Genomic DNA, 17,282 nt, shown 5'->3' with positions numbered 1-17,282 from the left:
CGTCCTGTCCCGCAGGATTTTCACGCCGGTCCAGGGCGTGGCGTCAGGGACGGCGCTGAGTGAAGGATGAGCATGCACGACGAACCCGACGCCCCGCCGGGCGCGAAAAAACGCCGCCGGCCTGAATTGACGCCCCTGCAGCGGGCGCTCGGCCTGCTGGTGCGGCGCGATCATTCGCGCAAGGAGCTGGGCCGCAAACTGGTTGCACGTGGCATCGAGCCCGAGCAGGCGCAGGCGGCGGTCGACCGGCTGACCAGCGAAGGCTGGCAGGACGATGAACGATTCGCTGAATTCCTGGTGCGCAACCGCGCCAATGGCGGCTATGGTCCGCGCCACATCCAGGCCGAACTGGGCACCCACGGGCTGGACAGTGAGGCGATAAGCGCCGCGATGGACAGCTACGAGGGCGATTTCCTCGAAAATGCCCGTGACCTGGTGCGCCGCCGGTTTGGCGAGGAAGGGCCGCAGGACCTGCCGCAGCGGCGCAAGGCCGCCGACCTGCTGGCTCGCCGTGGGTTCGATGGCGACACCATCCGCCGTGCCACCCGCTTCGATGCAGAGGACTGAGCGCCGCTGGCCTGTTACCCTTCAAGGTTTCGGAGGTCCGAAACCCGACCCTGGCCAGTGTGGCTGGAGGCGGTGGCGCCTCCGGCACGCAGACTGCCAGCCCCCATGACCGCATCCGCCAAATTCACTACTTCCCAGATCCGCAGCGACTTCCTTGAGTTCTTCAAGGGCAAGGGCCACACCATCGTGCCGTCGGCACCGCTGGTGCCGGGCAACGACCCGACCCTGCTGTTCACCAACTCCGGCATGGTCCAGTTCAAGGACGTGTTCCTGGGCGCGGAAAAGCGCAGCTACGTGCGCGCTGCCGACGTCCAGCGTTGCCTGCGTGCCGGCGGCAAGCACAACGACCTGGACCAGGTGGGGTATACCGCCCGCCACCACACCTTCTTCGAAATGCTGGGCAACTGGTCGTTCGGTGATTACTTCAAGAAGGACGCCATTGCCTGGGCCTGGGAGCTGCTGACCCAGGTCTGGAAGCTGCCGGCCGACCGCCTGCTGGTCACCGTCTACCAGACCGATGACGAAGCCTACGCGCTGTGGCGCGACATGGTCGGCATCCCCGAAGAGCGCATCGTGCGCATCGGCGACAACAAGGGCGCGCCGTATGCGTCGGACAACTTCTGGCAGATGGCCGACACCGGCCCCTGCGGTCCGTGCACGGAGATCTTCTACGACCATGGTGACCACATCGCCGGTGGTCCGCCGGGTTCGCCGGATGAAGACGGCGACCGTTTCATCGAAATCTGGAACCTGGTGTTCATGCAGTTCGATCGCCAGCCCGATGGCAGCCTGGTGCCGCTGCCGGCGCCGTGCGTGGACACCGGCATGGGCCTGGAACGCCTGGCGGCGATCCTGCAGCACGTGCATACCAACTACGAAATCGACCTGTTCCAGGCGCTGATCCGCAAGGCCAGCGAACTGACCGGCATGGCCGACCTGGAGAACAAGTCGCTGCGGGTGATCGCCGACCATATCCGCGCCTGCTCGTTCCTGATCGTCGACGGTGTGCTGCCGTCCAACGAAGGCCGCGGCTACGTGCTGCGCCGGATCATCCGTCGCGCGTTGCGCCACGGCTGGATGCTCGGCGTGCGCCAGCCGTTCTTCAGCAAGCTGGTGCCGACACTGGTCGAGCAGATGGGCGTGGCCTATCCGGAACTGCCGGCCACCGCCGACACCGTCACCCGCGCCCTGCAGGCCGAAGAAGAACGGTTTGCCGAGACGCTGGACGCCGGCATGAAGATCTTCGAAGACATCGCGGGCAAGGCCAGCAACAACGTCATTCCCGGCGTCGATGCATTCCGCCTGTACGACACCTACGGTTTCCCGCTGGACCTGACCGCCGATATCGCGCGCGAGCGTGACATGACCGTGGACACCGCCGGCTTCGACGTGGCGATGGAACAGCAGCGCGAAACCGCGCGTGCGGCGGGCAAGTTCGGTGGCGGCGTCAGCCTGCCGGCCGACCTGGTCGCGACCCTCAAGCCCACCGTGTTCCTCGGTTACGACGCGCTGCAGGCCGATGGCCTGCGGGTAGTGGCGCTGCTGAAGGACGGTCGTCCGGTGCAGGCCGCCGCCGCCGGTGATGCGGTGATCGTGCTGACCGAACAGACGCCGTTCTACGCCGAATCCGGTGGCCAGGTCGGTGACACCGGCGTGCTGTCGGCCAGTGGCGTGCGCGTGGACGTGACCGAAACGCAGAAATTCGCCGGCCAGTTCCATGGCCATGTCGGTACCCTAGCCGAGGGCAGCCTGAAGATCGGCGACGTGCTCGCCGGTCAGGTCGATGCACAGCGCCGCGGCGCGACCATCCTCAACCACTCCGCCACCCACCTGCTGCACGCCGCCCTGCGCGAAGTGCTGGGCACCCACGTGCAGCAGAAGGGATCGCTGGTGGCGCCGGACCGCCTGCGTTTCGACTTCTCGCATTTCCAGCCGATCAGCGCCGACGAACTGGCGATCATCGAGCGCAAGGTCAACCAGCAGGTGCGCATCAACAACGCCGTGGAAGTACACAACATGGCGATGCAGGAAGCGCTCGATTTCGGTGCGATGGCGCTGTTCGGTGAAAAGTACGGCGAGAACGTGCGCGTGCTGAAAATGGGCGATTACTCCACCGAACTGTGTGGCGGTACCCATGTAAGCCGTACCGGTGACATCGGCCTGTTCAAGATCACCTCCGAAGGGGGGGTGTCCGCTGGCGTGCGCCGCATCGAAGCGGTCACCGGCCAGGGCGCGCTGGATTTCGTCGCCGACGAAGAAGCGCGCCTGTCCGAAGCGGCCCACCTGCTCGGCGGCAGTGCCGGCGACGTGGTGGAAAAGATCCGCACCCAGATCCTGCGCCAGAAGCAGTTGGAACGTGAACTGGAATCGCTGAAGGCCAAGCTGGCCGCCGGCGCCACCGCGGACCTGTCCAGCCAGGCGCAGGACGTCGCCGGGGTCAAGGTCCTGGTCGCCCGACTGGAAGGCTTTGACGCAAAAGCCCTGCGCGATGCGGTCGATCGCCTCAAGCAGCAGCTCGGTGATGCGGTGATCCTGCTGGCCGGTGCGCAGGACGGGAAGGTCGCGCTGGTTGCTGGCGTGAACGGCAGTGCAATGGGCCGGGTCAAGGCCGGGGAACTGTTGTCCCACATTGCCGGTCAGATCGGGGGCAAGGGCGGTGGTCGTCCCGATCTCGCCCAGGGTGGTGGCGAGGACGGGCCCGCCCTTGCGACTGCCCTGGCTGCGGCGGTCGACTGGGTCCGCCCGCGTCTGGGATGAACCGCAGCCCTTCCGCGCCTTGAAGCTGCGGGAGGGCTGACGGTACCATTGGCAATCTTTTTCCCTTCGTAGTGGGGCGGGCCTTGACGGACCGCCAAGCCGGTGGGGGATACCCTTCCACACGGTTTCATGGAGAATTACCACATGTTGATCTTGACGCGCCGCGTTGGCGAAACCCTGATGATTGGCGACTCGGTCAGCGTGACCGTGCTCGGCGTCAAGGGAAACCAGGTCCGTATCGGCATCACTGCGCCGAAGGACGTCGCCGTGCATCGCGAGGAAATCTACCAGCGCATCCAGCGCGGTGATGAACCTGCGACCGGCAGTGAAGATTCTGCTGAATAAGGCTTTACCTCCGGCCGCGAAAAAAGCTATTATTCGCGTCCCCGCTGCGGAGTACCTCTCCACCAGCGGTTGCAACACCCCGGAGCGATGCCCGAGCGGCTGAAGGGGCTCCCCTGCTAAGGGAGTATAGGGTCAAAAGCTCTATCGAGGGTTCGAATCCCTCTCGCTCCGCCATATACGAAAACGCCCGCAGATACTGTCTGCGGGCGTTTTTTTTTGTGCTGTAGATGGGGCGTCGCCGGGCGTCTGCTGCGCGCGCCGACCCCGGGTCGGCGCTACCTCGCCACGCAGCCGCCTAGAAGGTGTACGACGCCTGCAGGTAGACCCGGCGCGGCTCGCCCGGGAAGTGGCCATTGCGTTCAATGAAGCCGCTGGCGGCGTAGACCTTGTCGAACACGTTCTTGACGTTGGCCTGCAGCTGCCACTGCTGCCACTGGGTCTTCCAGCTGATATCGAACACGGTGTAGGGCTTGACCCGTTGCCCGTCGCGGCTGATCCGCTCGTCCATGTAATCGGCGCCGAAGCCGACCGCCGACTTCAGCGCGGGCAGCTCGTAGCGCGTCCACAGGCCCAGCTTGTTGCGCGGCACGTTGACGAAGCGTCCGCCGGCGGCATCGGTGATGCCGTTGGTGCCGGCTTCGATCACCCGGGCATCGTTGTAGGCGTAGCTCAGGTTCACCACCCAACGCTCGGTCAGGTCGGCGAGCAGGTCCAGCTCGCCGCCCTTGCTGCGCACCAGTCCCAGCGCTTCCATCTGGTTGACGCCGCCAATCACCTCGCCGGTGCTCTGCACGATGTTGCTGCGCTCTATCCGGTAGATCGCGGTGTTGAGCGTCCAGCGGCCGCCGAGCAGGCTCTTCATGCCGATTTCCCACTGCCGGCTGCGCTCCGGATCGAACGGTCCACCGGCGGCGCGGTCCTGGTTGGCAGCCGCCTGCGGCACGAAGCCGGCCGCCACGTTGGCGTAGACATTCAAGCCTTCGCGCACGACAAAGGTGCTGCCCAGGCGCCAGCTCAGGTCATTGCCCTTCACCGCGGTGCCGGCGACGTTGTCGGTGTCCTTGAAGCCATCCCAGCGCAGGCCGGCCAGCAGCAGCCAGCGCGGCGACAGTTCGATTTCATCCTGCAGGTAGGCACCGTAGCGGTCGCTGCGGGTGCGGGTCGTGCGCCACGGCAGGCCGTCCAGCCCGTAATCGTGGTACGAGGTCACGCCGTACACCGGATTGAACAGGTCGATGCCCGGCACCGGTCCGGCGCCACGCGCCAGGTCGGCGCTGTTGGCGGTCTGCGCACGGAAATCGGCGTCGGTGCGGTAGACATCGGCACCCATCAGCACCTTGTGCGCGATCGCGCCGGTCTGCGTCCGCCACACCGCATTGCCGGCGAGGGTGACCGCATCGTTGTCACGGATCTGGTTGCGCAGCTGGCGGGTCATCCATTCGGCCGTCCCGTCGCGGTCGCGGTCGATCAGCCCCATCGGCTCGTGGTAGATCTGGTGCTCGTTGTTTTCGAACCAGCGCGCGGCCAGGTCCACGTCCCAGTTGGCGGCGGGGGCGAAGCGGTACTGCAGCAGCGCGACCTTCGCGTCCATGTCCAGGAAGTCGGTGGACTCGTTGTGGTTCCAGTGGGGGCTGGTCAGGAAGCTGCCGTTGTCATCCACCGGAACGCCGCGCAGGCGGTTGCCGCCGAGCTGCTGGGTGATGTCGGTGAACTGCAGCACCAGCTCGCCGGTGTCACCCACGTCGAAGGCAAGCGACGCATCGGCGATCACGCCGTCGCGGTCGGTGTTCCAGCGCGTGCCGTCTTCGGTTTCGCTGTAGATGCCGGCGCGGTAGCGCACCCGGTCGTGGTCCTTGACCTGCCCGGTGGCTTCGAAGGAGCCCGCGCGGAAGCCGGCATCGCCTGCCTGCAGCCGCAGCGTGCGCCGGGGCAGGGCGCTGGGCTTGCGCGTCACGTAGTTGATCACCCCGCCCGGATCACCGCCGCCGTACAGCGCGCCGGACGGTCCTTTCAGCACTTCCACGCGTTCGATGTTGAACAGCTGCGGCACCGAGAAACCGGCATAGGGATCGCCGCGCAGGCCGTCGTACAGCACGTTGTCCTGGCGGAACCCGCGCAGCGTCGCACTGCCGTAGCTGTAGACGCTCAGCCCGCTGATGCTGCGGTACAGATCGGTCACCTGGCGCGCGGCCTGGTCGTCGATCAGCTCGCGTGGCAGCACCTGGATCGATTGCGGCACCAACTCCAGCGGCGTATCGGTGCGCGTACCGACGGCGGCGTCGGTGGCTTTGTAGAGGGTCTGGGCGCGGCCAGTGACCTGGACCGAATCGAGCTGGCGCACGGCAGGGTCGGCGGCCAGGCTGGGGTGGCTGGCCAGCAGCATCGCTGCGGCAAGCAGGGTGGGGGCGTAGGGAATGTGTCGCACTGTCTCAAATGAGAATAATTAGCAAGTGCGATAGATTAGCATCTACAGGCCTGCGGTTTTTGCACGGATGTGCCCGCCGCAGCGCCGCCGCCTGACCTGCCGTGCCGCTGCAGGCCACGGCAGGTCAGGCGATGTGGGGCATTACAGCGCCAGGTCGAACAGCAGCACTTCGGCATCGTTGCCGTTTTCCAGCGTCAGCTGCGCTTCGTCGCGCACCTGCAGTGCATCACCGGCTTCCAGGGTGATGCCGTTGACCTGCAGCTGGCCACGCGCCACCTGCACGTAGGCGCCACGGCCGGCGGCCAGGGTGTGGTGCAGGCGCTGCGCCCCGTCCAGGATGCTGGCGAAGATGCGCGCATCCTGGTGGATCAGCAGCGAACCGTCGGCACCGTCCGGCGAAGCGATCAAGCGCAGCTGGCCGCGCTTGGCCTCCGGGCTGAAGTTCGTTTCCTGGTAGGACGGCGCGATGTTCTCCTGGTCCGGGAACAGCCAGATCTGCAGGAAGTGCACGGTCTCATCGGCCGAATGGTTGAACTCGCTGTGGCTCACGCCGCTGCCGGCGCTCATGCGCTGCACATCGCCATAGCGCAGCACCGAGCCGGTGCCCATCGAGTCCTTGTGCTCCAGCGCGCCGCCCAGCACGTAGGAGATGATTTCCATGTTGCTGTGGCTGTGGGTGCCGAAGCCCTGGCCGCCGATGACCTTGTCTTCGTTGATCACCCGCAGCGGGCCGAAGCTGGTGTAGCGCGGGTCGTAGTAATTGGCGAAAGAGAAGGTGTGCATGGAGTTCAGCCAGCCATGGTCGGCCTTGCCGCGGGTTGCGCTTTTACGGATCTGGATCATGGTGGTACTCCTTGTTCGATGGTTTCGACGTGGGGCCTTGGGGCCGTTTGGCCGCTGGTTTCCCGTTGCGAAGAAGTATCCGCTTGCCCTGGCGCTTTGAAAAACGGATAGTTTTGGAAGCCATCATCGAAATTTTCGAATGCTCAAGCTCAGCCTCGACGCCCTGCAGATTCTGGATGCCATCGACCGCCGGGGCTCGTTCGCCGCCGCCGGCAAGGCCCTGCACAAGGTGCCTTCGACCATTTCCTACACCGTGGCCAAGCTGGAAGAGGACCTGGGCGTGCAGCTGTTCGACCGGGTCGGGCCGCGCGCGGAAATGACCCCTGCCGGCCGCGCCCTGCTGGATGAGGGCCGCCACCTGTTACGGGCCGCGCGCGAGCTGGAGCTGCGGGTACGCCGGGTGGCCTCCGGCTGGGAGGCCGAACTGACCCTGGCGGTGGATTCGATGTTTCCGACCTGGCTGCTGGGCGCGGATATCCGGGCGTTCCGTGACGTCGCCGCGCAGACCCGCCTGCGGCTGATCGGCGAGGCCCTGTCGGGCACCTGGGAGGCATTGCTGGATCGTCGCGCGGACCTGCTGGTGGGCGCGGCGGGCGAGGGCCCCAGTGGCGGCGGCTACGTGGTGGAACCGCTGGGCAGCGTGGAGTTCGTGTTCGCCATCGCGCCGGGTCATCCATTGGCTGCGATGCCGGGGGTGCTGCGCCGCGAGCAACTGGTGGAACACTGCGCGATCGCCGTTTCCGATTCGGCGCGCCGGCTGTTGCCGCGTACGGTAGGCCTGCTGATGGGGCAGGAAACCCTCAGCGTGCCGGACATGGCCAGCAAGTTGCGGCTGCAGCGCGAGGGAATTGGATTCGGTTTCCTGCCGGCGCCGTGCGCGCGTGCGGCGGTGGAACGTGGCGAACTGGTGATCCGCGAGGTCGAAGAGCACAAGCCGGAAGAGACCTTCTGGCTGGCGTGGCGCACCGGCGAGGAGGGCGCCGCCCTGCGCTGGTGGCGCGAGCGCCTGCGCATGCCGGGCACGCTGGAAGCGTGGTGGAGCGCGATGCGCTGACCCGGTAGCGCCGCCCCTTGGTGGTAGCGCCGACCCATGGTCGGCGAGCGCAGCGGTAGCTGGCGCACGGATTCCGCCGAGCATGGCTCGGCGCTACCAACCAAAAAAAACAGCAGGCCAAGGCCTGCTGTTTCTTCAAATAATGGTGCGCCCGGAGAGATTCGAACTCCCGACCGCCTGGTTCGTAGCCAGGTACTCTATCCAACTGAGCTACGGGCGCACGGTGTACTGCCTTTTACTGCTGCATCAACGGCGGCGTTGATGATCGCGTCACTGGTGCGCCCGGAGAGATTCGAACTCCCGACCGCCTGGTTCGTAGCCAGGTACTCTATCCAACTGAGCTACGGGCGCATGTGACAGCGATTTTTTTGTTACTCACACCAACGGCGGGTTGGTGTTCCTGTTGATGGTGCGCCCGGAGAGATTCGAACTCCCGACCGCCTGGTTCGTAGCCAGGTACTCTATCCAACTGAGCTACGGGCGCCCTGCAACAGGAGCGGAATTATGCGGATTACCGCTGCATCCGTCAACGCCTTTGTGAAGAATTTCAGTCAAATGAACGCAGCAGCGCCTCTGCAACGGGCTCCGGCGCCTGCATCCAGTGGAAGTGATCGGCCCGTACGCGAAGGGTCGCGGCATCCAGCACGACGGTGGTCGCCCGCACCCGCGGCAACTTGGCCAGCAGGGCCTGCATCGACCCCGTCGGCGCCAGCCAATCATGGGCCATGACCACCGCGCGGGCGCGGCCTTGCACCTGGCCCAGCTGGCCTTCGAGGTCTTCGTGCAGGCCAACGGCGGCGTAGCGGTTGCTCAGGCCGACGCGGGACCAATCGCGGATCAGGCCGCGTGCTTCGTTGCCGCCAAAGCCCAGCCGTCGGCCGGGCAGCACGCCGTTGCGGTGCGCCAGCCATGGCAGGAAGCGGTACGCCAGCGGCAACAGCCAGCCGCGCGGGGCCGGGAAGCAGCGCCACCACGGCGTTCCGCTGGCCACCAGCCACAGCTGCCGGAAGCAGGCCGGGACGCGGCCGGCATGCAGGCACGCCACCTGCCCACCCAGGCTGTGGCCGCCGATGATCCAGGGCAGCGCGCCGTCGCGTTGGTCATGCAGGGCAAGCAGTTGCTGGCTGGCCGGCAGGTCGAATTCAAGGATTTCCCGGTAGCCCCAGTCCTGCGCGCGCGAAGCGCGCAGCGCGCTGCTGCCGTTGCCGCGCCACTCATGCAGGTAGACCGCGATGCCCTGCGCGGCCAGCGCCTGCGCCAAGGGCAGGTAATGGCGCGCGGCCACGCCCAGCGCAGGCAGCCACAGCAGCCGTGCACGCGGCTGCGTGGGCAGGCAGTGCAGCAGGGCGAAGGCATGTCCGTCGGCCGCCTGCAGCGGTGTGCTGGGCGCGTCGCCGGTCATGCGTGGGAGGCTGCGCCGAAGTGGTCCAGCACCAGCACCGTGCTGCGCCCGGGGGCATAGCCCTGCTGCAGCCCGCGCGCTACGTAATCGATGGCGGCCTCGCAGGCATTGGACAGGCTCAGCCCGTTGCACAGCTGGGCGGCAATCGCCGATGCCAGCGTACAGCCGGTGCCGTGCGCGTCCACCGGCAGCCGGGCATGGATGAAGGTTTCGCTGCTGACGCCGTCGAAGAAGCGGTCGATGACCCGGTTGCCCTCCTGCAGGTGGCCGCCCTTGAGCAGCACCGCGCCTGCGCCCAGGTCCAGCAGCATGGCAGCAGCGTGTTCGGCGTCATCGCCGTCCAGGATGCGCCGGCCGACCAGCAGCTCGGCTTCCGGGGTATTCGGAGTGACCAGCGTGGCCAGCGGCAGCAGGCGCGTACGCAGCGCCTCCAGCGCGCTGTCTTCCAGCAGGCGCGCGCCGCTGGTGGCGATCATCACCGGATCCAGCACGATGTGGGGAGGGCGGTGCTTTTCCAGCGCATCGGCCACGCAGTGGATCACCTCGGCGTTGGCCAACATGCCCAGCTTGACCGCGTGGACATCGAAATCATCGAAGCAGGCGGCGATCTGGGCGTGGAGGAACGCGATTGGCGGCACATGCACGGCGGTGACGCCGCGGGTGTTCTGCGCGGTCAGCGCGGCGATCGCCGAAAGGCCATGCACGCGGTGGGCGGCAAAAACTTTCAGGTCGGCCTGGATGCCGGCACCACCGCCGGAATCGGATCCGGCGATGGTGAGGGCGGAAGCGGGCGTGTTCGGGCTCATGGGCCGATTGTAGGGCCCCGCCATGCCCGAAGGTTCGTCATCATCCGCCGCTAGCCCTGTTTGCCCCCGTTGGCATGGAATTCGGAGAACGTGCCGAGCTTCGGATCGAACACCGCGCCCCAGAACATCGCGCCGCCATCGCAGGCACGCATCGCTTCGCGCGCCGGGTTGATGCCGCTGCCGTCAGGCAGCTTGAACGCATTGACGTAGATCAGCTCGCGGCCGTCGGCTTCGATGCCCACGTACTGCCGGTCGAAGTCCTGCGGCGCGCTTACCTGGCCTGCCAATTGCTGCAGTTGGGCCTCCAGCTGCTCGATCTGCACGCGGCTGGGTGCCCAATAGCCGGTGACCCGGCCGGCATCGCGCCCCGGGCTGGGGCGCGAGCAGGTGTCGAGCACCTGCGCGGCCACCACCGGGCGGGTCACGACCCACGACTGTCCGGTCTTCACTGCAGTGGGGATGCTGGGCGGGCCCTGCACGGTGCTGCAGGCGGCCAGCAGGGCGCCCGCCGCCAGTGGCAACAGCAGTTGCGTCAATCGGTTCACAACACCTCCGATGCGTAATCGGCCAGGCGCGAACGTTCGCCCCGGCGCAGCGTGATGTGCGCGCTGTGCGGCCAGTTCTTGAAGCGGTCCACCGCATAGGTGAGACCAGACGTGGTTTCGGTCAGGTAGGGCGTGTCGATCTGCTCCACGTTGCCCAGGCAGACGATCTTGGTGCCTGGACCGGCACGGGTGATCAGCGTCTTCATCTGCTTCGGAGTGAGGTTCTGCGCTTCGTCAAGGATCAGGTAACGCGACAGGAACGTGCGTCCGCGCATGAAGTTCATCGAACGGATCTTGATCCGGCTGGCCAGCAGGTCGTTGGTCGCCGCACGCCCCCACGACCCGCCTTCCTGCGGTTGGGTCAGCACTTCCAGGTTGTCGGTCAGCGCGCCCATCCACGGCGTCATTTTTTCTTCTTCGGTACCGGGCAGGAAGCCGATGTCCTCGCCCACGCTGACCGTGGCGCGGGTCATGATGATTTCCCGGTAGCGCTGCTGGTCCAGCGTCTGCGCCAGGCCGGCAGCCAGTGCCAGCAGGGTCTTGCCGGTGCCGGCGGTGCCGAGCAGGGTGACGAAGTCGATGTCCGGATCCATCAGCGCGTTGAGCGCGAAATTCTGCTCGCGGTTGCGCGCGCTGATGCCCCAGACCGCATGGCTGCCGTGGCGGAAATCATCCACCAGTGCCAGGTTGACCGTGTCGCCGGTGACCTTGCTGACGCGCAGCTCCACCTCGTCGTCGCCGGGCAGGTACACGTACTGGTTGGGATACCAGTCTTCGTCTTCGTGCGCTTCCACTTCGTAGTGCGAACGGCCCTTGTCGCTCCAGCTGCGCAGGTCGGTGGCGTGGCGCTTCCAGAAGTCTTCCGGCAGCTCGGTGGCGCCGGTATACAGCAGGCTGAAATCATCCAGCGCGCGGTCGTTCTCATAGTCTTCGGACACGATCCCGGCGATGGCGGCCTTGATCCGCAGGTTGATGTCCTTGGACACGAACACCACCGGCACGTCCGGTGATTCCTCCTGCAGCGCCAGGATCGCGCCGAGGATGGCGTTGTCCGGGATGACCTTGCCGAAGCTCTTGCCGGCGTCGAAGTGGCTGGTCTGGAAGCGCAGTTTGCCGGCGCTGTGGACGCCGCGCAGCTGCAGGCCGTTCGGTCGCTGCAGCGGGATGCCTTCGGCCAGGTTGTCCAGCCCGGACGCCTGTACCAGTTCATTGAGGAAACGGCTTACCTGCCGGGCGTTGCGGCTCGCTTCGGAGGTGCCCTTCTTGCCATTGTCCAGCTCTTCGATCACCTGCATCGGCAGGTAGACATCGTGCTCCTCGAATTTGAACAGCGCGGTGGGATCGTGCATCAGCACATTGGTATCCAGCACGTAGATGCGCTTGCCTCGGGTCATCATCGGTTCCTGGTGGACGGGCAGGGGAAAACCACCCCGGCCTGCACGCGGGCAGGGAGGTGGCAGACGAAGTAGGCGATGGGAGTCACTGTGCTTGGGCGGCCTTCAGTGCGTCGAGCACCGCATCGGCATGGCCGGCAACCTTCAACTTGCGCCAGGACTGCACGATGCGGCTTTGCGGGGAAACCAGGAAGGTGCTGCGTTCGATGCCGCGCACCTGCTTGCCGTACATGTTCTTCAGCTTGATCACATCGAAGGCGCTGCAGAGCGCCTCGTCGCTGTCACTGACCAGCGGGAAGCCGAATCCCTGCTTGGCGCAGAAGTTGTCATGCGATTTCACCGAGTCGCGCGAGACGCCGAGCACCACCGCACCGGCCTGCTCGAACTGCGGCAGCAGGGCATTGAAATCGAGGCCTTCGGTGGTGCAGCCCGGGGTGCTGTCCTTGGGGTAGAAGTACAACACCAGCCACTGGCCGGCGAAGTCGCCGAGGGAGGCGTGGGCGCCGCCGGACAATGCCAGCGGAAGGGACAGGGTAGTGCGGTCCAGGGTGTCGCCGTTGTTCATGTGTTCCTTGCAGAGCCTGGGGTGGAGCCTTCATCGAGCACGCTCGACGCTACTACATTTGCATGAAACATCGCACACCCGTGACGGGTGTGCGAAAAATCGTCAGAACTTCATCGGGTCCATGATCGCGTCCAGGTTCAGGTGGTCGCAGAACTCGAGGAAATCATCGCGCAGCGCGGCGATGTGCATGTTCGCCGGTACGCCGATGGTGACCTGCGCGCTGAACATTTCCGCGCCGGTCTGCATGGCGCGGTAGCGCGTGCTCTGCAGGCTTTCGATGGTGATGCCCTGGCGGTCGAAGAAATCGGCCAGCTGGAACAGGATGCCCGGCTTGTCGGCGGCGATCACTTCCACGATGTAGGGCAGCAGGTTGGACTGCGCCTGCTTGGCTTCAGTGCGGTACCAGACCAGCTTGAGGCCTTCCTCGCGCTCCAGCCGGGTCAGCATGGCCTCCAGTTTGGCCACCGAGTCCCAGGAGCCGGTAGCCAGCGCGGTGACCGACACATCGCGGCCCACGGTGGACAGGCGTGCGTCCACCAGGTTGCAGCCGCTGTCGGCGATGCGGCGGGTGACAGGCAGCAGGGGGGACTCCGGATGCGTCGTGTAGGCGTTGATCAGGAGATGGTTTTCGCTGGGCGAAGGGCGCGGGGTGGTGTCGGTCAAGGCGATTCCGGGTAATGCGTGCGTGAGTCTGAATGCCCCCAACGGGCGGGGATTCACCGGCGTCCAGCATACTTGCCCGCGCTTTCGCGCCGCAAGTAACATGCATGACGGCCGGGACTCCCTGCCGTCCCGTTTCTCCCCCCTACAGCCACGAGCAGCACGCCTTGTCCCTTTCCGGCCTCATCACCGCGCTGGCGACCCCCTTCCGGGCCGACGGCTCCCTCGACACCGATGGTTGGCAGCGCCTGCTGCACCTGCAGCTGGAAGGAGGGGTGCGCGGCGTGGTCGTGGCCGGCTCCACCGGCGAAGCGGCCACCCTGTCCGACGCGGAATACGACCAGCTGCTGGCCAGCGCGGTCGAACGCATTGCCGGCCGCGTGCCGGTGCTGGCCGGTACCGGCCTGTCCGGCACCGCCAAGACCATCGAACAGACCCGTCGCGCCGCCGCCGCCGGGGCGACCCACGCGCTGGTGGTGACCCCCCCCTACGTGCGTCCGACCCAGGCGGGGCTGATCGCCCACTACCGCGCCGTGGCCGACCACGGCGGCCTGCCGGTGGTGCTGTACAACGTGCCCGGCCGCACCGGCTGCGACATGCTGCCGGAAACGGTGGCCGAGCTGGCCGCTCACCCGAACATCGTCGGCATCAAGGAAGCAGTGGGTGACAACGGCCGGGTGAAGGCGCTGCTGGCGCTGCGCGGCGACGACTTCGCCATCCTCAGCGGCGATGACGGCACCGCCGCGCGCTCGATCCAGGCCGGCATGGATGGCCTGATATCGGTGGGCTCCAACGCGCTGCCCGGTGCCTACCGCCGGATGTGCGAGCTTGCCGCCGCCCATGATCACCATGCGACCGAAAGCTGGGACGCGCGCCTGCAGCCGTTCCATGACTTCTGTGGTGTCGAACCGAATCCGATCCCGGTCAAGGCGTTGTTGCGCCGGATCGGCATCGGCCATGACCTGCGCCTGCCGTTGCTGCCGCTGTCGGCAGCACACCAGCCCGCGGCCGAACATCTGGCCGGCGACATCGCCGCGCTCGAAGCCCTTTCCAGCCACTGACCCCCTCGTGGCGTTCCAGGAGATTCCCATGCGTCAATCCGTTTCCACCTTCCGCGTGCTGTCCATCGCGATCCTTGCCCTGGGCACCGTCGTGGCCACCACCGGCTGCTTCAAGAAGGGTGCGCGCGGCGATTACGCGCTGGCCCCGGACGTGCGCCCGCTGGAAGTCCCGCCGGACCTGACCGCACCGGCCGGTGCCGGCAAGGCGTCCACCACCGGTGAAACCGGTTCGGTGCTGGCCTCGCAGGCTTCGCGTCCGGCCCCGGCTGCTGCCCCGGGCCAGGCCCCGGCCGCACCGGCCAACAACGCGTCCGGCTTCAACGTCACCGCGGGCAAGGACCAGGCATTCACCGCCGTCGGCACCGCCCTGGAAGCCATCGACGGGCTGACCATCGCCACCCGTGCCCAGCTGCTGGGTTCCTACGACGTGGCCTTCGAAGGCAGCAACTTCCTGGTCCGCGTGGTCGCGGTGAACGGCGGCTCCTACGTTTCGGCGGTGGATCCGCGCGGCCTGCCGGCCACCGCCGATGCGCCGGTCAAGCTGATCGCTGCGCTGAAGGCCAAGCTGGCGCCGTAACGGGCCATGCCCGGTTGCGCCGAGCGGTGCTCGGCGTCACCTGCAGCACCAACGAAAAAGGGCGCCCGAGGGCGCCCTTTTTCGTTGCGGTGCGCGCGGTTCAGCGCTCCAGCAGCGGCAGCTTGTCCGGCTTGCCATCCCAGTCGCCGGCGTCGGCGGGCGGGTCCTTGCGCACGGTCAGCACCGGCCATTCCTTCGCCAGTTCCGCGTTCAGGGCGACGAATGCTTCCTGGCCGGCCGGGACGTCGTCTTCGGGGAAGATCGCGTTGACCGGGCATTCGGGCTCGCACAGGGTGCAGTCGATGCACTCATCCGGGTCGATCACCAGGAAGTTGGGACCTTCGTGGAAGCAATCCACGGGGCACACTTCCACGCAATCGGTGTGCTTGCACTTGATGCAGTTTTCAGTGACGACAAAGGGCATGGGGGGAGGCAGATCCGTCTTTCAAGCCGCTAATTCTAGAACAGGTTGGGGTGGGGGTGGTCGAACGGGTGCAACCCCTTTGCGGCTGGGCGGTTGTGTCGCGTCGGTGTGTGGGCCGGGCGGTGGGGCTGGGCGGGGGGACGGCAGAAGCCGGGGGCAGGCAGGGGTCAGAGTCCTTTCGCGCAGCGAAAGGACTCTGACCCCGTCCGCAACCCCGTGCGCGCGTCCACATGGGAAACGGCCGCGCCGTGGGAATTGATGCACTGCACATTGCCATGCAGGAACGGCCCGGCAACACTCGATGTCCATCGGTGGACATCGCGACGTGGGAGTGGCGGGTGCGGCAGGAAAACAGCGGGGAAGGGGCGGTCTACCTGGGCATCGATGCCGGGACGCAGAGCCTGAAGGTGCTGGCTTACGATCCGGCAGCGCGCGAGGTGGTGGGGCAGCAGTCACGTTCGCTGGCGCTGGACAGCGCCGACGATGGCAGCCGCGAACAGGACGCTGCCTGTTGGATCCGGGCCCTGCAGGACTGCGTGCTGGCGCTGCCGGAGGCGGTGCGTGCGCGGGTCGGGGGGCTGGCGGTGTCGGGCCAGCAGCATGGCTTGGTGGCGCTGGCGGCCGATGATTCGGTGCTGGCACCGGTCAAGCTGTGGTGCGATACCAGCAGCACCGCCCAGTGCGATGCGATCACCGCCGCCGTCGGTGGTGAAAGCGCCTGTATCGCGGCAGCCGGCAATCCGTTGCGGGTGGGCTATACCGCGTCCAAGCTGCCGTGGACGAAGCAGCATCGGCCACAGGCCTACGCGTCGCTGGACGGCATCGCACTGCCGCATGACTACCTCAACCTGTGGCTGACCGGCGCGCGCTTCATGGAGTGTGGCGATGCCTCCGGCACGGGCTGGCTGGATGTCCGTGCGCGGCAGTGGTCGCCGCAGATGCTGGCCGCGACCGATCCGGATCGCGATCTGGCCGGCCTGCTGCCGCCGCTGGTGGCGCCCGACACCACCTTCGCCCTGTTGCCTGCGGTGGCCGCTGCGCTCGGCTTGCCGGCTGGGATACGCGTGGCGGTCGGCGGCGGTGACAACATGATGGCCGCCATCGGCACCGGTGCGGTGCGCGAAGGACGCCTGAGCATGAGCCTGGGCACGTCGGGCACGCTGTTTGCCTGGAGTGCCCGGCCGAAGATCGATCCGCAGGGGCGCTGGGCCGCGTTCTGTGCCTCCGACGGAGGCTGGCTGCCGTTGATCTGCACGATGAACTGCACGGTCGCCACCAACCAGGTCGCCGCGCTGCTCGGTATCCAGCACGACCAGACCGAGGCGCTGCTGCAGGCCAGCCTCCCCGGCGCGGCAGGGCTTGTGCTGCTGCCGTTCTTCAACGGTGAACGCAGTCCGGACCTGCCGCTGGCCAAGGGCGCCCTGCACGGCATGGACCTGCACAACCTGTCCCCGGCGAATCTGTATCGCGCGGCCATGGAAGGCGCCAGTTACAGCCTGAAACTGGGCTATGACGCGTTGCACGAGGCGGGCCTGCAGGGCGCGCGGGTGGTGCTCACCGGCGGTGGTGCCAACAGCGCCGCCTGGCGCCAGCTGATCGCCGATCTGTTCCAGTTGCCGGTCGAAGTGCCCGTGCAAGCCGAAGGCGCGGCCTTCGGCGCGGCGCTGCAGGCGGCGTGGGCATGTGCCGGCGCCAGCATGCCGCTGGCTGACCTGGTCGATGCGCACGTGGTGTTCGACCCGGCCCTGTCAGCGCAGCCCGATCCCGTCCGCGGTGCTTCGTATGCACGCGGCTACCAGCGTTTCGTCCATTACCTGCAGGCCTCGCTGCCGTTGTACAGCCAGCGCCTGCCCTGAT

Annotated in this window: 16 protein-coding genes and 4 tRNA genes; 8 read left to right on the top strand and 12 right to left on the bottom strand. The window is 66.8% G+C overall.

Going from position 1 to position 17,282, the window contains the following annotated elements:
* The first annotated feature begins 72 nt into the window (after nt 1-72).
* The 4 genes from recX (at nt 73) to QE373_RS11635 (ending at nt 3,843) form a co-directional block, all read left to right on the top strand.
* Nucleotides 73-567 (top strand): recombination regulator RecX, encoded by a 495-nt coding sequence (recX, locus tag QE373_RS11650; RefSeq protein ID WP_057508822.1) that lies wholly within the window; start codon nt 73-75, stop codon nt 565-567.
* Between the two features lie 105 nt (nt 568-672).
* A complete protein-coding gene (gene alaS / locus QE373_RS11645) occupies nt 673-3,324 on the top strand; it encodes an alanine--tRNA ligase (protein ID WP_057508821.1) in 2,652 nt (883 codons plus the stop codon).
* Between the two features lie 144 nt (nt 3,325-3,468).
* Entirely contained in the window at nt 3,469-3,669 is a 201-nt protein-coding gene (gene csrA / locus QE373_RS11640) for a carbon storage regulator CsrA (protein WP_057508820.1), read from the top strand.
* 81 nt (nt 3,670-3,750) lie between these two features.
* A tRNA-Ser gene (locus tag QE373_RS11635) sits at nt 3,751-3,843 on the top strand.
* Between the two features lie 121 nt (nt 3,844-3,964).
* Here the strand turns inward: QE373_RS11635 and QE373_RS11630 are convergent.
* Both QE373_RS11630 and QE373_RS11625 read right to left on the bottom strand, forming a co-directional pair.
* A complete protein-coding gene (locus QE373_RS11630) occupies nt 3,965-6,052 on the bottom strand; it encodes a TonB-dependent siderophore receptor (protein WP_309689733.1) in 2,088 nt (695 codons plus the stop codon).
* 183 nt (nt 6,053-6,235) lie between these two features.
* Nucleotides 6,236-6,937, bottom strand: a complete 702-nt coding sequence (locus tag QE373_RS11625) for a pirin family protein (RefSeq protein WP_309686682.1) — start codon at nt 6,935-6,937, stop codon at nt 6,236-6,238.
* Nucleotides 6,938-7,076: 139 nt separating this feature from the next.
* On the opposite strand from QE373_RS11625, the gene QE373_RS11620 reads away from it, so the two are divergent.
* Complete coding sequence (locus tag QE373_RS11620) at nt 7,077-7,991, top strand: LysR family transcriptional regulator (protein ID WP_057508817.1); 915 nt, start codon at nt 7,077-7,079, stop codon at nt 7,989-7,991.
* Between the two features lie 143 nt (nt 7,992-8,134).
* Here QE373_RS11620 and QE373_RS11615 read toward each other — a convergent pair.
* The 9 genes from QE373_RS11615 to QE373_RS11575 all read right to left on the bottom strand — a co-directional run bounded on the left by QE373_RS11615 (nt 8,135) and on the right by QE373_RS11575 (nt 13,366).
* Nucleotides 8,135-8,211 (bottom strand) — tRNA-Arg (locus QE373_RS11615).
* A gap of 54 nt (nt 8,212-8,265) precedes the next feature.
* Nucleotides 8,266-8,342 (bottom strand) — tRNA-Arg (locus QE373_RS11610).
* A gap of 56 nt (nt 8,343-8,398) precedes the next feature.
* Nucleotides 8,399-8,475, bottom strand: a tRNA-Arg gene (locus tag QE373_RS11605).
* A gap of 63 nt (nt 8,476-8,538) precedes the next feature.
* Nucleotides 8,539-9,393, bottom strand: coding sequence for an alpha/beta fold hydrolase (locus QE373_RS11600; RefSeq protein WP_309686677.1), 855 nt, complete (start codon nt 9,391-9,393; stop codon nt 8,539-8,541).
* Entirely contained in the window at nt 9,390-10,199 is an 810-nt protein-coding gene (thiD, locus tag QE373_RS11595; RefSeq protein ID WP_309686673.1) for a bifunctional hydroxymethylpyrimidine kinase/phosphomethylpyrimidine kinase, read from the bottom strand. Before thiD ends, QE373_RS11600 begins: the two co-directional genes overlap by 4 nt.
* 50 nt (nt 10,200-10,249) lie before the next feature.
* Nucleotides 10,250-10,744, bottom strand: a complete 495-nt coding sequence (locus QE373_RS11590) for a hypothetical protein (RefSeq protein ID WP_309686669.1) — start codon at nt 10,742-10,744, stop codon at nt 10,250-10,252.
* Nucleotides 10,741-12,138 carry a PhoH family protein gene (locus QE373_RS11585; RefSeq protein ID WP_057508813.1) on the bottom strand — a complete coding sequence of 466 codons (1,398 nt, stop codon included), beginning with the start codon at nt 12,136-12,138 and terminating at the stop codon, nt 10,741-10,743. The genes QE373_RS11590 and QE373_RS11585 overlap by 4 nt, the downstream gene beginning before the upstream one ends.
* 85 nt (nt 12,139-12,223) lie before the next feature.
* A complete protein-coding gene (locus tag QE373_RS11580) occupies nt 12,224-12,703 on the bottom strand; it encodes a peroxiredoxin (RefSeq protein ID WP_057508812.1) in 480 nt (159 codons plus the stop codon).
* 102 nt (nt 12,704-12,805) lie between these two features.
* A complete protein-coding gene (locus QE373_RS11575) occupies nt 12,806-13,366 on the bottom strand; it encodes a glycine cleavage system protein R (RefSeq protein WP_042615184.1) in 561 nt (186 codons plus the stop codon).
* A 164-nt stretch (nt 13,367-13,530) separates the two neighbouring features.
* Between QE373_RS11575 and dapA the strand changes: the two genes are divergently transcribed.
* Nucleotides 13,531-14,424, top strand: coding sequence for a 4-hydroxy-tetrahydrodipicolinate synthase (gene dapA, locus QE373_RS11570; RefSeq protein ID WP_309686660.1), 894 nt, complete (start codon nt 13,531-13,533; stop codon nt 14,422-14,424).
* 28 nt (nt 14,425-14,452) lie between these two features.
* A complete protein-coding gene (locus QE373_RS11565) occupies nt 14,453-15,001 on the top strand; it encodes a hypothetical protein (RefSeq protein ID WP_309686657.1) in 549 nt (182 codons plus the stop codon).
* 100 nt (nt 15,002-15,101) lie between these two features.
* Here QE373_RS11565 and fdxA read toward each other — a convergent pair whose 3' ends face one another.
* Nucleotides 15,102-15,425 (bottom strand): ferredoxin FdxA, encoded by a 324-nt coding sequence (fdxA, locus tag QE373_RS11560; protein WP_057508809.1) that lies wholly within the window; start codon nt 15,423-15,425, stop codon nt 15,102-15,104.
* A 317-nt stretch (nt 15,426-15,742) separates the two neighbouring features.
* Here fdxA and xylB point away from each other — a divergent pair, with 317 nt between their 5' ends.
* Nucleotides 15,743-17,281, top strand: coding sequence for a xylulokinase (gene xylB / locus QE373_RS11555; RefSeq protein WP_309689727.1), 1,539 nt, complete (start codon nt 15,743-15,745; stop codon nt 17,279-17,281).
* Nucleotide 17,282: the final 1 nt, after the last annotated feature.

It is taken from the genome of Stenotrophomonas sp. SORGH_AS_0321 (genome assembly GCF_031453215.1).
Taxonomy (GTDB): Bacteria; Pseudomonadota; Gammaproteobacteria; order Xanthomonadales; family Xanthomonadaceae; genus Stenotrophomonas; species Stenotrophomonas chelatiphaga.
This window is presented reverse-complemented; position numbering and strand designations above follow the sequence as displayed.

Coding starts and splice junctions, on each gene's coding strand:
- recX (WP_057508822.1), top strand. CDS start 73: ATGCACGACGAACCCGACGCCCCGCCGGGCGCGAAAAAACGCCGCCGG.
- alaS (WP_057508821.1), top strand. CDS start 673: ATGACCGCATCCGCCAAATTCACTACTTCCCAGATCCGCAGCGACTTC.
- csrA (WP_057508820.1), top strand. CDS start 3,469: ATGTTGATCTTGACGCGCCGCGTTGGCGAAACCCTGATGATTGGCGAC.
- QE373_RS11630 (WP_309689733.1), bottom strand. CDS start 6,052: ATGCTGCTGGCCAGCCACCCCAGCCTGGCCGCCGACCCTGCCGTGCGC.
- QE373_RS11625 (WP_309686682.1), bottom strand. CDS start 6,937: ATGATCCAGATCCGTAAAAGCGCAACCCGCGGCAAGGCCGACCATGGC.
- QE373_RS11620 (WP_057508817.1), top strand. CDS start 7,077: ATGCTCAAGCTCAGCCTCGACGCCCTGCAGATTCTGGATGCCATCGAC.
- QE373_RS11600 (WP_309686677.1), bottom strand. CDS start 9,393: ATGACCGGCGACGCGCCCAGCACACCGCTGCAGGCGGCCGACGGACAT.
- thiD (WP_309686673.1), bottom strand. CDS start 10,199: ATGAGCCCGAACACGCCCGCTTCCGCCCTCACCATCGCCGGATCCGAT.
- QE373_RS11585 (WP_057508813.1), bottom strand. CDS start 12,138: ATGACCCGAGGCAAGCGCATCTACGTGCTGGATACCAATGTGCTGATG.
- QE373_RS11580 (WP_057508812.1), bottom strand. CDS start 12,703: ATGAACAACGGCGACACCCTGGACCGCACTACCCTGTCCCTTCCGCTG.
- QE373_RS11565 (WP_309686657.1), top strand. CDS start 14,453: ATGCGTCAATCCGTTTCCACCTTCCGCGTGCTGTCCATCGCGATCCTT.
- fdxA (WP_057508809.1), bottom strand. CDS start 15,425: ATGCCCTTTGTCGTCACTGAAAACTGCATCAAGTGCAAGCACACCGAT.